A 14,295-nucleotide genomic window follows, 5' to 3' on the forward strand; every position below is an offset into this window, starting at 1 on the left:
GGAGCGGGGACGCTACGATCAGTAGGCGTATACCCGGAAGGTGCCCCGCAGGCGGTGCCCGTCGCCGTCGGTCACCTCCGACTCGAAGCTGCCGATAACGAGGTCGTCGGCGCCCCAGCTAGTAATGGTGATCGTCCCCGCCAGCTGCGTGGGCTCTCCGACCAGGTGGGGACAGCCGGGTGCTTCATTGGTGTTGAAGGTGGTGTAGGCGATCGTCACGTCCTGCGCCGAGCCCCCGCAGGTACCGGCATCGGTTACGAAGGACTTGGGCAGTACCGCCTCCTTCAGGCTGCAGTCGCCCAGGTTAAGCTGGATCACGTGCGCGTGGTCGGCCGTCGAGCGCTGCACTTCCAGGCTTTCCCACCCATTTGAACTCCGGAAGCGGGTGACCGTCCGTTCCGGTCGGGCATTCATCAGGTACTCCTGCTCGCCGATCTGCAAGCGAACAAAATCCTCCCCGGAGGTGGCCAATTCGTAGGTTTCCTCGGATGCGCAGCCGAGCAGCGTGGCAATCAGTAACAGGGGCAAGAAACGTAGCATGGGCAAGGTGTTTACAGAGTAGACGAAGCGTGTACTCCAAAGCGTTGCCCCGGATGAAAGGAATTTACCAGCTATGAAGTACTAGTTGCTAGTTGCTAGTTGCCCGCACTACCCCGGCCGTGGAAACAGGACCCAGAAATATCGCCTAATCCCGGAGCGAAGCCAAATTGTAAATGGTAGTTGGTAATTGGTAAATCGTATATCCCCTCAAGATGAATATACCATGTGCCATCTACGAAGTACCAGGTGCCAGTTACCAGTTACCCACGATACCCCAGCCGTGGAAAACCAGGCCCAGGCCTCTTACCCGATCCCGGAGCGAAGCCAAATTTTAAATTTCACATCTAACATTTAAAATTTAAAATTCACTCCGTCCCCCGCGGGATCAGCGTACTAGGAAATACCACCACGCTCTCATTTCCATCTTCACTGACCGAGGAGACACCAAAGAAGTAGTTGTCCACGACGATATTCTCGAGGGTATGGTCCAGCGTACCGGCGGGAACGAAAACCTTGTGTTCCCAGCGTGGGGAGGTGGTCAGGCGCCAGTGGACGTAGTAGCCGGCGACGGGCGTATTGGTTTCGGGGGCTTCCCAGCGCAGGCGGGTACTGGGCTCCACGGCTCCGCCGATCATCACCAGCGGCGGCGGGGGCGGGGCGGCGGCCAGACCGGCCAGGCTGATGGCGTTGACGCCGGTCAGCTTGGCGGCGTAGGGGAAGTTGACGTGCTCCAGCTTGTCACCGTACTCGATCCCGTTTTCGGTGCGGATATCCTGGTGCTGCTGGGTATAGTTCTCGTGGGTCTCCATGATGCGCACGCCGGGAAAGCCCGCGTCGTTGAAGGGGCGGTGGTGCCCCCCGCGGCCGAAGCGGTCCAGGCGGTAGACCATCATCGGTTCCAGGTTGGTGGTGTACTGCCGCGTCTGGGCGTCGATGTAGCGGGCCAGCTGCCGGCTGGGGCCGTCGACCTCACCGCCGAAGAAGCGACGGTAGATATTCTTGCGCTCGTCCTCCACGTCGTCGGGGTAGAACGGCTCGGAGAAGATGCGGAAGCTGGTGTTGTCGGTCACCCCGTCCACGCCGGTGATGTTGCCGATCATGTCGTTGTTGAGGGTACCCATGAGGTTCCAGTCGCGCTCCTGCACCCACTCGGCCATTCCCTTGCCGCCGAAGAGTCCCTGCTCCTCGCCGCTTAGCCCCACGTAGAGAATGGAACCGGGAAATTCGTACTGCGTCAGTACGCGGGCGGCCTCCAGGGCACCGGCCATACCGCTGGCATTGTCGTTGGCGCCGGGACTGTCGCTGGTACCGTCGAGGGCGTCGCTTACGCGGCTGTCGATGTCGCCGCTCATCATGATGAAGCGGTTGGGGTCGGCCGTGCCGCGCTGTACCGCGATGACGTTCACCACCCAGGTGTCTTCCTTGATCCGGCTCTCGGGGTCGCCCTCGACGAGGTTCCGCTGGTACATCACCTCGAGGCAGCCGCCGCAGGCGTCGCTGATGCGCTGAAACTCATCGTAGATCCACCGGCGGGCGGCCCCGATGCCGCGGGTATCGCTGGTAGTGTCGCTCAGGGTATGGCGGGTACCGAAGTTGACCAGCGTGGTCACGTCGGCCTCGATGCGGTCGGGGTCCGGGGCATTGGCGATGTCGTACATCCGCGGGTCGGTGGCGGGCGGCGGCGCGACGGGTGCGGTGTCCTGGGAAATGGCGGAGCCTACAGGTAGGAGGAGAAGAAAGAACAGGTAGTGGCGCATGGGGCTATCTTGAGGAAGCGTTAAGATAGCGTACCCCCGATGAGATACCGCCTCGCCGCCGTCCTGCTGTTGTTGTTTGTCGCCCACGGCCTCAAGGGCGTCGCCGATACCCTGCAGTTCCACTACGATGACTCGCCCTACGCCCGCTTCGGCGATGCTGCCTTCTGGGACCCCGACCAGTCGTGGAAAGCCAAGTACGCCCGCGACGAAAGCGGCGAACTCCTCCGGCCGTTGCGCGAGGCCTTTCCCGGCTCGAGTACGGTGTTCGTAGCGGTGACCGATGCCTGGCACCTGAGCCAGAGCCTGCAGTACGCCTGTATTCGGGCGGCGGTTTGCGTAGTGCTGGTGCCGCTGATGGGGTGGCGGGGATGGGAGGCGTACGTAGGGGTGTTTGCCGGGCTGTGGGTGGTGCAGGTGTTGGGGTTTTGGTTGTTTTATTACTGAGGGGATGATACCCGCGCGCTCGGAGAGCGCATCGGACTGCGCTGCCGGAGGCAGCATCGTACTTTAAGGGGACACCCGCGCGCTCGGAGAGCGCATCGGACTGCGCTGCCGGAGGCAGCATCGTACTTTAGGGGACACCCGCGCGCTCGGAGAGCGCATCGGACTGCGCTGCCGGAGGCAGCATCGTACTTTAGGGGAACACCCGCGCGCTCGGAGAGCGCACCGGACTGCGCTGCCAGAGGCAGCGTCGTACCTTGGGAGGCCCAAAAGCCGTGACCAATGAAACGTTTTCTACTCCCCCTGGCCCTGCTGTTGCTCGTGGCCGCCGCCGCCACTACCGCCGCGGACCTCACCGCCGAACAGGTGAAGGCCGCCGCTGCCGTGCTGGGGATCGACTTCCTCAACGACAAGGAAATCGAGCTGATGCTCCCCGACCTGGAGGAAAACCTGGCAACCTTCGACACCATCGGTAAGACCGACATCCCCAACGCGCTTTCGCCGGCGCTGGTCTTCAGCCCCGTGCTGCATCCCGACCAGCTTCCGGCGGATACGAGCGTCACCGCACCCGCGACCCCGCCCGAGCTGCTCAACGCCGGAGCTGCCAACCTGGAGGGGCTGGAATGGGCGACCGTGGAGCAACTCGCCTCCCTGATCTACCACCGGAAGATCACCAGCCGCGAACTGACCGAATTTTTCCTCGACCGCCTGCGGGAGTACGACCCCACCCTGCACTGCGTGATCACCCTCACCGAGGAACGCGCGCTGGCCAAGGCCGACGAAATGGACGCCGAGCTCGCCGCCGGCAACTACCGTGGCTACCTGCACGGCATCCCCTACGGTGCCAAGGACCTGCTCGCCGCCCGTGGCTACCCTACCACCTGGGGCGCCAAGCCGTATGAAGGACAGACCATCGACCAAGACGCCGCCGTGATCGAGCAACTCGATGCCGCCGGTGCCGTGCTCTGCGCCAAGCTCAGTATGGGTGCCCTGGCCATGGGCGACGTCTGGTACGGCGAAAAGACCCGGAATCCCTGGAACGTGGAGCAGGGCAGCAGCGGCTCCTCCGCCGGCTCGGCCAGCGCGGTCGCCGCGGGGCTACTCCCCTTCGCCATCGGTACCGAGACGCTCGGCAGCATCGTAAGTCCCAGTACGGTGTGCGGCACGACGGGGCTACGGCCCACCTTCGGGCGGGTATCGCGGTACGGGGCCATGGCCCTGAGCTGGTCGATGGACAAGATCGGCCCGATCACCCGTTCGGCCACCGATGCCGGACTGGTGCTCGCCGCCATTGCCCACTACGATCCGCGCGATGCCCACGCCATCCGTGCCGGCTTCCAGTTTACCCTGCCGGCCAACCCGGAAACCCCCAAGCGTATTGGTTACCTGAAAGGCAGCTTTGCCAACAACTACGCGTTCGCGGAGAATGATTCGGTTGCCCTCGCGCAACTGCGGAACCTCGGATATGAACTGGTAGCGATCGAACTGCCCGACGCGCCGGATATCGGCTTCCTGCTCGGCGTCGAGGCGGCGGCGGCCTTCGAATCCCTGACCCGGAGCGGCGACGATGACTTGCTCACCCGACAGCAACGCAACGCCTGGCCGAACAGCTTCCGGACCGCCCACTTCGTACCGGCCGTGGCCTACGTACAGGCCAACCGACTACGTCGGCAACTGATGGAGGACATGGACGCGCTCTTTGCCGCCCACGACATCGATGCCTACGTGAATCCCAGCTGGAACTCGAGCAGCCTGTTCATTACCAATATGACGGGCCACCCCTCGATCACCGTACCCAACGGAATGTACGAAGGCACGCCGACCAGTATCACCTTTACCGGACGCCTCTTTCAGGAGCAGAAGCTGGTGAATGTCGCCGCGGCCTACCAGCAAGCTACACGGTGGGATGACCTGCATCCTGAAGCGTTCTGAGGTAAGCTTCGAGCTGCGCCATCGCGCGGGCGCGGTGACTGAAGCGGATCTTCTCGTCTTGCGTCATTTGCCCGAAACTGCGCCCGTCGCCTTCGGTAGGGATAAAGATTGGGTCGTAACCGAAGCCACCCTGGCCGGTAGGGAAGGTGGCGATCCGCCCTTCGCACTTCCCCTCGAAAAAGTGTTCCTGCCCGCCCTGCAATAAACAGATAACGGTACGGAAACACGCCAGGCGATCCTTGCGGTCGCCCAGTTCGGAAAGCAGCTTCATGTTGTTGTCCTCGGCACTGCGGTGCGGTCCGGCATAGTGAGCCGTGCCGACGCCGGGCGCGTGGTTGAGTGCGTACACCTCCAGGCCGGTGTCTTCGCTGAAGCAGTCACTTTTGTAGTTGTCGAATACGTGGCGCGCCTTCAGGCGGGCATTGCCCTCCAGGGTATCGGCGGTTTCGGGGATAGCCTCTGTACAGCCGATGTCCTTCAGACTCCGAAAAGTGTAGCGCTTACCGAGCTGACGCTGGATTTCGGCAATCTTACTGGGGTTGTTGGTGGCAAAAACGAGCTGTTGCGGCATGGTATTTTTCACGTTAGACGTCTAAAAATAAGAAGACGTCAACGCGGGAGAGCAAAAAAGCTTCCCAAAAGGGCAAAAAAAATGGGCAAGCACACCAGTCGCTCAACCTCCTACCCTTGCTGCATTTCTGCCCTGGGGGGATTCAGAAGGAGCTGACCGTGTGCCGCCCAAGCCACAAAGGTAGTGGCTGCTCGTGGATTTAAAAACTTTTCGGCGATAATTCGGGAGCCGGGATCAGATAATATTCCCCTGGTCGTCCCACTGGATCTGTTCGGTGCGCTTTTCCTGGTCGACGTAGAGGGGAAGCCATTTGGGATCGTAGGCCAGGCCGTGCTTGTCGAGCACCTCCTGGGGAGGGCCGTCCCATACGTTGGCCTGGTTACCGACGTAGCCAAGGTCGTCGATGCCCTGCCGGCTGGTGTAGTAGGCGGTCAGGGCCATATAGCGCGCGTGGTTGAAGAACTGTACGCCGGGCGGCTGGGTCGTTGCTTCCGGGTCGGGATAGGCGATCTCATCCACGATGGCGATCCGCTGCTCGTCGTCCAGTTCGGTAAAGGACTTGCCGTCGTAGCGGCGGCTGCTGTCGGCGTTCAGCCAGGCCAGGCCGCCGCGTAGCCGCGTGGCGTGGACGGCCGGTTGGTCCTTGGCCATGAATTCGCAGAATTCGCTGAATCCGCTTTCCTCAACGCCGGGGATGATGATGTTGCCCAGTACGGCGAGGGTTTGCAGTTCGTCGTCGGAGAAGAAGCGCTCGCTGCGCAGGTTTTCCTCCCGCTCGGCCTCGTAAGCGGTGCGCAGTCCGTAGCCTTCCGTTTCCGCCTCCACGGCGGAGGCCGGCACCGGGTCGCCGTTGCGGTCGCAGCCGGTAGTGGTTCCGATAAAGGCCGTGCCTACGGCACCGCCCAGGAGGGTCTTGAGTGTTTTGCGACGGTCCATCAGATATTCATTTTTTTGAGTTCCTCGACGATGTGGTCTCCCTGCCGCCAGGCGAGGGCGAGGATGGTCCAGGTGGGGTTCTTGTCGGCCTGGCTGGCAAAGGTCGCCGCGTCGGAAATGAAGACGTTGGGCGATTCGTGCAGCTTGCCCCAGCGGTCGGTGACGCTGGTCTTGGGGTCGTCACCCATACGGGCGGTGCCGACCTCGTGGATAATCTCACCGGGGGCGAGCAGGCCGTACTCGCGGTCCTTGCCGGGTTCCGCGGAAACCAGTTCCGCGCCCATATCGTCCATGATCGAGCGCAGGGTTTTCTGGGCGTGCTGGGCCTGCTTGTATTCGTAGTCGGTCCAGTTGTAATTGAAGCGAAGCGTGGGGATGCCCCATTCGTCCACCTTACCACTGGGGTCGATCTCGCAGTAGTTGTCGTACATGGCGACCGATTCGCCGCGCATGGCCATGCCGACGTAGGCGCCGTAGTAGCGGTTCATCTCGTCGAGCATCTTGCGGCCGTAGCCACCGACCCGCTCACCGACGGCGCGCTGCATCTCCAGGATACCCCCGCCGAAGCCGTAACTGGGCATGCCCATACCGCCCCACACCTCGATGTGGTAGCCGCGGGGGAAGTCAAGCTTCTTATTGTCGCCCCACCAGGGAGCGTAGACGTGCAGTCCCCCTACCCCGTCCTCGTTATACCGCTTGCGGTCCATGAGGCTGGGCACGAAGCCGCTGACGTTGAGTCCCGTGCTGTCGTGCAGGTAGCGCCCCACCACCCCGCTGCCGTTGCCGAGGCCGTTTTCCTGTCCCGGTGCGTGGCTGTTCAGCAGGAGCCGTGCCGTTTCGCAGGAGCCGGCGGCCAGTACTACCACTTTGCCCTTGATGGTGTATTCCCGCCGGTCTTCCTTGCTGACGTAGCTGACGCCGGTGGCGCGGCCGGTACTGTCGGTGATGACTTCCCGGGCCATGGAGTTGGTATACAGATCGACCTGTCCCACGCTGTTCATCGCGGGGATCACCAGGGCGCTGCTGGAGCTGAAGTCGGCCTTGACCATGCAGCTGCGGCTGCACTGGGCGCAGTAGAAACAGAGGCCGCGCTCGTCGTTGACCTTCTTGGTCACGATGCTCAGGCGGCTGGGAATGAAGGGAACGCCGACGTTCTTGGCGTGCTTCGAAATCAGCATTTCGTGCAGGCGGGGCTTTGGCGGGGGCAGGAAGAAGCCGTCGGGGTCGTTGTGGAGGCCTTCGTTGGTACCGAAGACGCCAATCAGCTTGTCTACCTTTTCGTACCAGGGCTTGATCTCGTCGTAGGTAATGGGCCAGTTGGCACCCAGTCCGTCCTTATCGTAGTGCTTGAAGTCGTCCGGACCGAAGCGCAGGCTGATCCGGCCCCAGTGGTTGGTCCGGCCGCCGAGCATCCGGCTCCGGAACCATTCAAAGCGGGTACCCGGGGTGGTGGTGTAGGGTTCGCCGGGGATGTCCCACCCCCCGAAGGCGGCGTTAAAGTCGCCAAAGGGACGGGTGGTAGAGGCCCCCCGACGCGGGCTTTCGTACGGCCAGCGAAGCTGGGTCCGCATCTCATTGTCCTGGGGGTCGAAGTAGGGCCCCGCCTCGATAATGGCGATGTTCAATCCGTTCTCGGCCAGCCGCCGGGCGGTCATACCGCCACCGGCACCCGAACCAACGATGATGGCGTCGTACTCCTTGTCGTTCTTCTTGATCTGCACGAAACGTAGTTGTAATGAGTTAGCAAGATACTAATACGATTTACTTCTTTGCCCAGACCGGAGCGAGATGGGGCGAATGATCTTCGGGGAAGGTTCGTAGAAGTCAAAAAAATGGGGGCACCTTCCTGGGAAGGTGCCCCCATACGGACGGTCGATGATCGCCGATAGAATCAGTTCTTGGTGAATACCAGGCTGAAACCAAGGGGTGCTACTTGGCATCCTCCGTCGCTCGCCCAATCGTTGTACTCGATGGTGAAGGTGCTGTCATCGGTGAGGTCAAAGCTAGCCGTACCGTTCTGTTCGGCCGCAATGGTACCGCTACCACAGCCCGCACCGGAATCGATCGCACCGGAAGTGACCACGTCACAGGCAAACTCCAGCGTCACGTTGCCAGGATTGAAACTATAGTAGGGCTGCAGGTAGGCACCGGGGTTAAAAGTTCTGCGGGTCGTCGAGCCTTCTACCAGTCCAAGGGTGACCGTACGGCTGAACGGTGGATTGCCGAGGGCCTGGATCGGGGTATTGCCAAAGGGGTCGATCTCGTCGTAAACGTATCCGTAGGTGATAGTGTACTCTCCCGTAAACATATCGTCCGGTAGCGGGCAGGTGGCTACGATATTAAAATCGAAGATACCGTTGAAGGCGCTGGTGATGGCGGGGGTGGAGTTTCCGGATCCGAAAACGCGTCCGTCGGTCTTGACTACTTCGGTGGTCACCTGAAAGCGGTCACCGGAGAAGATCGAGTCGAGGGGTACGCCCGCGAAATTAGCCGCTTCGGTGAAGGGGATCACCACGTCGATGCCGAGGTTGCCGTTGGGTCCGGCCCGGAAGTCGGAGGGCTCGTAACTGCGAAAAAGGGTGGATTCGGTGGAGTAATCTTGCCGACCGCCGGAGGTGCTGTTGTCGTCAAAGGCGATGTATACGTTGTACTGGGCCACATCGGCGCCCTCGGCGTTGTCGACGAAGTCCACTTCCATTTCGTAGCTAGACCCCTGCAGATCGTCCAGGTCAAACTCCCCGGTGCGCAGCTCGATGAGCCGGGGAAAAGCACCGAAGAGCAGGTTGTCCTGCGTCACGATCGGCGCCAGGTCCTCGTCTTTGCATCCGGTAACGGCCAGCGCAACCATCGCAAAGAAGAATAGTGATTTGTTGAACATATTTTATGATTTGGCCGTCCCGCGGGACCGCGGGACGGCTAAAGGTTGATGTATGGTTTTCCGCTGCCCTAGTAGTTACAGCTGGCGTCGTTGGTGTCCCAAAAGACCGGATCAGTGAAGCTGGTCTTCTGCTTTGCGTTCACGTTGCGGTTGACATGTACCGAGGGGTACAGGGCCGAACGGATGAACTCACCCGGGTTGGGGTCGATGGCCGGCTGAACATCGCCGGGGAGGCAAGTACGACGGTAGAGGTTGTAGGCCTCCAGTCCGTTGCCCCACAGGGCGATGATGTACTCCCGTGCTACGATCCCGAGGCGGGCCTCGTCGTCGGCAGCGTCGTACTCCTCAAGCACGTACTCTAGGTACTCTTCGTTGAGGCTGTCAGCCACGTAGGTATCCTCCACGGTAACGGTGACGGGCGTGGTAGCGATAATCTCACCACCGTCGACCTTGCTTTCGAACGACTGAGCCCGGGCGATCGAGAGTTCGATACCCTGCTGCAAGAGTTCGCGGGCGTCGGCGTCGAGGCCACCGGTGAGGGCGGCTTCGGCCAGGATAAAGTGGGTAAAGGAAGCCTGCCAGATGGGCCAGATTCCCTCCCCGAGAGCTCCCTCGACGCCACCATCTTCGGGAACGGAATTAGAGATACCGTCGTCGAACCGGCCGCCGGCGGGGTACAGTCCTACCAGGGTACGGTACTCGCCGTCGGGCGGAATACCGGAACCGTTGAGGTGGTCGCGACCGTAGTAGCCCATGTCGTAGCTACCGAGGCAGTACGGCATATCGGGGCTGATGGCTTCGTAGTGCGGGGGAATCACGTCGGGGTCGGGCAGCCCCGAACCATAGATGCAGTCGAAGGCGTTGGGGTCATCCCTTACGGCGTCGGGGTAGACGTCGCGGGTTTGGCGGTAGAAGTAGTAGCGCGTACGGGGATCGACGAAGCCCTTCGACTCGGCGAGGAGCCACATATACCAGGTAGACTGGTATTGACCGTCGGTGTTCTCGTACCCATCGTTGTACCACGGGTGGCGGTTGTTCGGGTTGGTCCGGTTGTTACCGTAGTGCCACTCGAAGTTCTCGTTGTTGGCGGCGATGAAGTCACCTTCGTCGAAAATCTCCTGAATACCGGCACCCCCACCCACGAGGCGGGTGTTGACGGCAGCGCGCAGCTTGAGCGTTTTGGCCAGGGTCATCCAGCGGGCAGCACTACCTCCGTAGAAGTTATCGTAGGCAATACTAAAGTCATCCGCACCGTCGAGCTGCATGATAGCCGTATCCAGCAGGTTCAGGGCTTCCTGGTAGACCATCGCTCCGTCGTCCGCCTTCGGATTGGTGATCGGCGTATCGGCGCCGCCCATTCCGGCTTCGCCAAAGGGAACGTCGCCGAAAAGGTCGACCAATTCCATATAGCCGTAGGCCTTCATGATTTTCACCGAGGCGGCGGCGGCGTCCTGTCCGAGGGGCTCAGCGAGGGCGATGAAGGCATCGGCATCGGGGAGCAGGCCGGCATAGAAGCTACTCCATAGGCCATCGAAATCCGTCGGAGAGTGGGTAGCGTTGTAGGTAAATCCGCCGGTGTAGGCGTCCATACGGGCCAGGCCCGCGGTGAAGTAGTAGGGGCTGGACTGGACACCCTGGAAGCCCAACTGAATGTTGTTGTACAACGATTCGGCATCGGCCTGGTCCGGAGCTACTCCGTTGGGGTTGACCAGCAGCTCGTCCAGGTCCGCGCAGGCGGCCGCTGAGACGACGATCGCCGCCAGTGCAAGTTTTTTAAACAAGTTCATATGTAGGTTGCTTGTTTGCGTTTTGGTTTGGGGTGGATTAGAAAGTGAGCGTCAGGTTCGCACCGAACTTGCGCGCGGTGGGGCCGGTCAGGTAATCGAATCCACGGCCGTTACCAACACCCAGGGAGAGGACTTCGGGGTCGAAGTTCACGCCTTCGGGGAAGTTGGGGGCGTTATAAAACAGGTTCTCACCCGAGATGCGCAGGCTGATCGAACCGAAGGGGGTCCGCTCCAGCAGGCTGGCGGGCAGGGCGTAGCTGAGCGCTATTTCACGCAAACGAATAACGGTACCGTCAAAAATCAGGCCTTCTTCGGCGAAGAAGTAAGCGTCGAAGAAGTAGTCTCCGGCGTAGCCCTGAATCGTGTTGGGGGAGCCGTCGCTGTCCTCACCCGGCAGGATGAGGGGGAGGAAACGGTCAAATTCGGTATCGGTGGTAAGGCCGCGCGCCAGCATGGTACCGGTGGTGTAGGAGAGGATGTCTCCGCCGTCGGTGTAGCTCCACTGCCAGAACAGGCTCAGGCCCTTGTAGCTGATGGTGTTCAGCCAGTTCATGGTGTAGTTCGGGTTGGGGTCGCCGATGATGTCGATTCCGGTGCCGGGTTCGTAGGAACCGGCGGCGTTCACCAACAGGCCGCCGTTGGGGCCACGCTGGTACGGAGTACCCTGAATGACGCCGAAGGGCTGTCCGGCGATCGCGAAGTTGCCCAGGTCGCTGTAGCCCGCGAAGGCAATCTCGTCGACGCCGTCTACGAGGCTCTCTACGATATTGCGGTTCCGCGTAAAGTTGAAGGTGGCGTCCCAGGTAAAGTCACCCTTGAAGGGGACCAGGTTCAGCTGGGCCTCAATACCCTTATTTGATACTTCGGCGGCGTTGATCTGGGTGGTGGTGTAACCGCTGGCGGGGTCGAGGGGCAGGTCGACGAGCAGGTCGCTCGACTGCTTGTCGTACAGGCTGACGTCGATACCGACACGGTTGTTGAAGAAGCGGCCTTCGACACCGAATTCAAGCTCGCCCACGAGCTCGGGCTCGAGGAGGCGGTTACCGAGGCGGTCGCTGACGAAGTTGGTGTTCAGGGGCTGACCACCGGGGGTCTGGGACGCGCGGGTGGAAGACCCGAGGATGGCGCGGGTCGTATAGGGATCGGGGAAGCGGGCCGAGCTACCGTAGCCGGCGCGGAACTTCAGGTAATTCAGCACCCGACTGCCCTGGAGGCTCTGGAAGGCATCGGTGGGTACGAAGCTCACGCTTACCGAGGGGTACAGGATGGAGCGCTGGTCGGACTCGAGCGTGGAGCTCCAATCGTTCCGGGCCTGGGCGGTCAGGTAGAGGTAGCGGTTGTAGCCGGCGGTAAGGCTGGCGTACGCGCCGCGGTAAGCCTCATCCTCCCGGTACTGCTGACCGTTGTGGTCGATGAAGTTCCCCTGGTTGAAGAGGTTGAAGATGAACTGGTTGGTAGAGTTGACACGTATGAACTGGTACTTATCGCTCCGCTCGTTGTAGCCTACCACACCGCTCAGGTTGAAAGCGTCGCTGAGGTCGGTATCGAAACTCACGTTAAATACGTGGTCGACGATGGTATTGCTGTAGTTGGTGGTAAGCATCTGTCCGTCGGGTACCTGCGTACCACCGCGGTTGATCCTACGCATCGACTCCTGGGTGTAGTTGTCGATGCCGATACGGTACTGCGCGGTAAGCCAGTCGGTGAGATCGTACTGGACGGCTACGTTACCGAAGTAACGCTGAATGTCCTCCGTATCGAACATGTTATTCAGGCCCCACCGCGGATTTTGGATACTGCCGTCGGTACGGTAGTACACGTTACTGCCGTCGATGGGGTTCTGGTAGGGAAGTCCCATCAAGTCGATGGAGCGCGGAGTGTAGAGCACGTTGGCGAAAACCGAGGCACCGGAGGGGTTAGAGCCAAAACCTACGGAGGCGGGGGGCGCCTGCCGCGAGCTGCTGACGATGTTCAGCGAGGTGGAGATACGCAGGCCGTTGTCCAGGTCTACCTTACCGCCGACGCCGGCGTTGTGCTTGGTGTAGGTATTGCTGGGTACAAAACCGGTATCGTCCAGGTAGGAGTAGTTGGCGTTGAAGCTCACGCCGTTGCCAAAGTTGCGGTCTACGCTGACGCTGGTATTGGCTACGGTTCCGGCCTGGAAGAACTCGGTGATGTTGTCGTAGGGCTTGTAATCGTAACGCGCACCTTCGAACTCGGGGAAGGCTTCGTTGTAGCGGGATTGGTCGATCGGGTGCCGGACCTGTCCGTTGGCGTCGATGCCGTTCTGTCCGCGGATGTCGAAGGCAGGGCCCCAGTTGGAGAAGAACCAGCCGAAGTTGCCGGAGTAGCCATTACCGTAAGTATCTTGGTAATCCGGAAGGTTGGCCACCTCCGTGCGGGCAATCCCCTGGGTGACGCTTACCTCGAAGCCTTTATTGGCCTCGGCGCCGCCCTGGCCGTTCTTGGTGGTCACCAGGATTACGCCGTTGGCGCCCTGCTCCCCGTAGAGTACGGTAGCGGAAAGGCCCTTCAATACGTTGATCTCGGCGATGTTGTTGGGATCGAGGTCCAGGAAGCGACTGGAAGCCGTGGCACCGCCCGTTCCAAATCCGTTGCCGTTGGTGTTGGTGCCGGAGTTGAAGGGTACGCCGTCCACGACGAACAGCGGCTGGTTCGTACCGTTGATCGAGCTGTAACCGCGAATGATGATGTTGGTACCCGAACCGGCGATACCGGAAGTCTGGGTGATGTCGACGCCTGCCGCTTTGCCGCGGAGGATACGTCCCACGTCCGATTCGACGCGGTTTTCCACCTGGCCGGAACCGATGGTGGCGACGGAGTAGCCGAGGGCCTTCTTCTCCTTACGGATACCGAGGGCGGTGACGACGACTTCGTTGAGCTGGCTGGCCGACTCGCTGAGGACGATATTAACCTCGCTGGCTACGTCGTTTACCGGGTACTCCAGCGTCTGGAAACCGGTGTAGCTGACGACCAGGAATTCGGCCGGCGTGGGGACCTCGAGGGAGAAATTCCCGTCGATGTCGGTCACGGTACCGGAAGTGGTACCCTTGACCAAAATTGAAGCGCCGATCAGCGGCTCGCCGGACGCATCCTTGACGGTACCGCTGATCGCCCGTTGCGCCATGGCTATGCCAAATGCGAAACAGACGAACGCAATCACTAGTGAAAGTCTTTTCATGCTAGTTGAAGTTTAGTTGATTACTTAGTCTCAATGGTTACAAAATATGGTTAGCGACATACGGGGCAGGCACCCGCTGTTTGACGTAAGGGAGTTAGGATATTGCTGGATGGTGTGGAGCAGCGGAGGCGGTGAGGTATTATACTAGGAGTAAAGTGTACACGTTGACTATAAGCTTCCTCGCTGCGGGGACTTTCGTCCTACAAGATGAACGCAAAGTTAAAAAATTCCGCTGCTTACACAAAAGGAAA

Annotated in this window: 10 protein-coding genes and 1 other RNA gene; 2 read left to right on the forward strand and 9 right to left on the reverse strand. The window is 60.8% G+C overall.

Annotated features, from left to right (window positions below; genetic code table 11):
* Positions 1–18 precede the first annotated feature (18 nt).
* Together DQG19_RS14120 and DQG19_RS14125 are read right to left on the reverse strand one after the other, a co-directional pair.
* A complete protein-coding gene (locus DQG19_RS14120) occupies positions 19–540 on the reverse strand; it encodes a hypothetical protein (RefSeq protein ID WP_116126926.1) in 522 nt (173 codons plus the stop codon).
* Positions 541–905: 365 nt separating this feature from the next.
* A complete protein-coding gene (locus DQG19_RS14125) occupies positions 906–2,297 on the reverse strand; it encodes a M28 family peptidase (protein ID WP_116126927.1) in 1,392 nt (463 codons plus the stop codon).
* Positions 2,298–2,336: 39 nt separating this feature from the next.
* Here DQG19_RS14125 and DQG19_RS21535 point away from each other — a divergent pair, with 39 nt between their 5' ends.
* Together DQG19_RS21535 and DQG19_RS14135 are read left to right on the forward strand one after the other, a co-directional pair.
* Positions 2,337–2,741 carry a hypothetical protein gene (locus DQG19_RS21535; protein ID WP_116126928.1) on the forward strand — a complete coding sequence of 135 codons (405 nt, stop codon included), beginning with the start codon at positions 2,337–2,339 and terminating at the stop codon, positions 2,739–2,741.
* A gap of 279 nt (positions 2,742–3,020) precedes the next feature.
* Positions 3,021–4,670: an amidase gene (locus DQG19_RS14135; protein WP_116126929.1), complete on the forward strand. Its 1,650-nt coding sequence runs from the start codon at positions 3,021–3,023 to the stop codon at positions 4,668–4,670.
* On the opposite strand, the gene rdgB is transcribed toward DQG19_RS14135, so the two are convergent.
* The 7 genes from rdgB to DQG19_RS14170 all read right to left on the reverse strand — a co-directional run bounded on the left by rdgB (position 4,633) and on the right by DQG19_RS14170 (position 14,044).
* Positions 4,633–5,241 carry an RdgB/HAM1 family non-canonical purine NTP pyrophosphatase gene (rdgB, locus tag DQG19_RS14140; protein WP_116126930.1) on the reverse strand — a complete coding sequence of 203 codons (609 nt, stop codon included), beginning with the start codon at positions 5,239–5,241 and terminating at the stop codon, positions 4,633–4,635. The genes DQG19_RS14135 and rdgB overlap by 38 nt on opposite strands.
* Before the next feature lie 76 nt (positions 5,242–5,317).
* Positions 5,318–5,414: signal recognition particle sRNA small type (gene ffs / locus DQG19_RS14145), an RNA gene on the reverse strand.
* Between the two features lie 61 nt (positions 5,415–5,475).
* Positions 5,476–6,177 (reverse strand): gluconate 2-dehydrogenase subunit 3 family protein, encoded by a 702-nt coding sequence (locus DQG19_RS14150; RefSeq protein ID WP_116126931.1) that lies wholly within the window; start codon positions 6,175–6,177, stop codon positions 5,476–5,478.
* The gene (locus tag DQG19_RS14155) at positions 6,177–7,898 is read right to left on the reverse strand and encodes a GMC family oxidoreductase (RefSeq protein WP_116126932.1); all 1,722 of its coding nucleotides are present in this window, start codon (positions 7,896–7,898) and stop codon (positions 6,177–6,179) included. Before DQG19_RS14155 ends, DQG19_RS14150 begins: the two co-directional genes overlap by 1 nt.
* Before the next feature lie 170 nt (positions 7,899–8,068).
* The gene (locus tag DQG19_RS14160) at positions 8,069–9,055 is read right to left on the reverse strand and encodes a hypothetical protein (RefSeq protein WP_116126933.1); all 987 of its coding nucleotides are present in this window, start codon (positions 9,053–9,055) and stop codon (positions 8,069–8,071) included.
* A 68-nt stretch (positions 9,056–9,123) separates the two neighbouring features.
* Complete coding sequence (locus DQG19_RS14165) at positions 9,124–10,842, reverse strand: SusD/RagB family nutrient-binding outer membrane lipoprotein (RefSeq protein WP_116126934.1); 1,719 nt, start codon at positions 10,840–10,842, stop codon at positions 9,124–9,126.
* A 37-nt stretch (positions 10,843–10,879) separates the two neighbouring features.
* Positions 10,880–14,044, reverse strand: a complete 3,165-nt coding sequence (locus DQG19_RS14170; protein WP_116126935.1) for a SusC/RagA family TonB-linked outer membrane protein — start codon at positions 14,042–14,044, stop codon at positions 10,880–10,882.
* Positions 14,045–14,295 lie beyond the last annotated feature (251 nt).

Source organism: Lewinella sp. IMCC34183, assembly GCF_003390915.1.
In the GTDB taxonomy this organism is placed as follows: Bacteria; Bacteroidota; Bacteroidia; order Chitinophagales; family Saprospiraceae; genus Neolewinella.

What these genes read in the sequence shown, in the direction of transcription:
- DQG19_RS14120 (WP_116126926.1), bottom strand. Translation starts at nt 540, where the DNA reads ATGCTACGTTTCTTGCCCCTGTTACTGATTGCCACGCTGCTCGGCTGC.
- DQG19_RS14125 (WP_116126927.1), bottom strand. Translation starts at nt 2,297, where the DNA reads ATGCGCCACTACCTGTTCTTTCTTCTCCTCCTACCTGTAGGCTCCGCC.
- DQG19_RS21535 (WP_116126928.1), top strand. Translation starts at nt 2,337, where the DNA reads ATGAGATACCGCCTCGCCGCCGTCCTGCTGTTGTTGTTTGTCGCCCAC.
- DQG19_RS14135 (WP_116126929.1), top strand. Translation starts at nt 3,021, where the DNA reads ATGAAACGTTTTCTACTCCCCCTGGCCCTGCTGTTGCTCGTGGCCGCC.
- rdgB (WP_116126930.1), bottom strand. Translation starts at nt 5,241, where the DNA reads ATGCCGCAACAGCTCGTTTTTGCCACCAACAACCCCAGTAAGATTGCC.
- DQG19_RS14150 (WP_116126931.1), bottom strand. Translation starts at nt 6,177, where the DNA reads ATGGACCGTCGCAAAACACTCAAGACCCTCCTGGGCGGTGCCGTAGGC.
- DQG19_RS14160 (WP_116126933.1), bottom strand. Translation starts at nt 9,055, where the DNA reads ATGTTCAACAAATCACTATTCTTCTTTGCGATGGTTGCGCTGGCCGTT.
- DQG19_RS14165 (WP_116126934.1), bottom strand. Translation starts at nt 10,842, where the DNA reads ATGAACTTGTTTAAAAAACTTGCACTGGCGGCGATCGTCGTCTCAGCG.
- DQG19_RS14170 (WP_116126935.1), bottom strand. Translation starts at nt 14,044, where the DNA reads ATGAAAAGACTTTCACTAGTGATTGCGTTCGTCTGTTTCGCATTTGGC.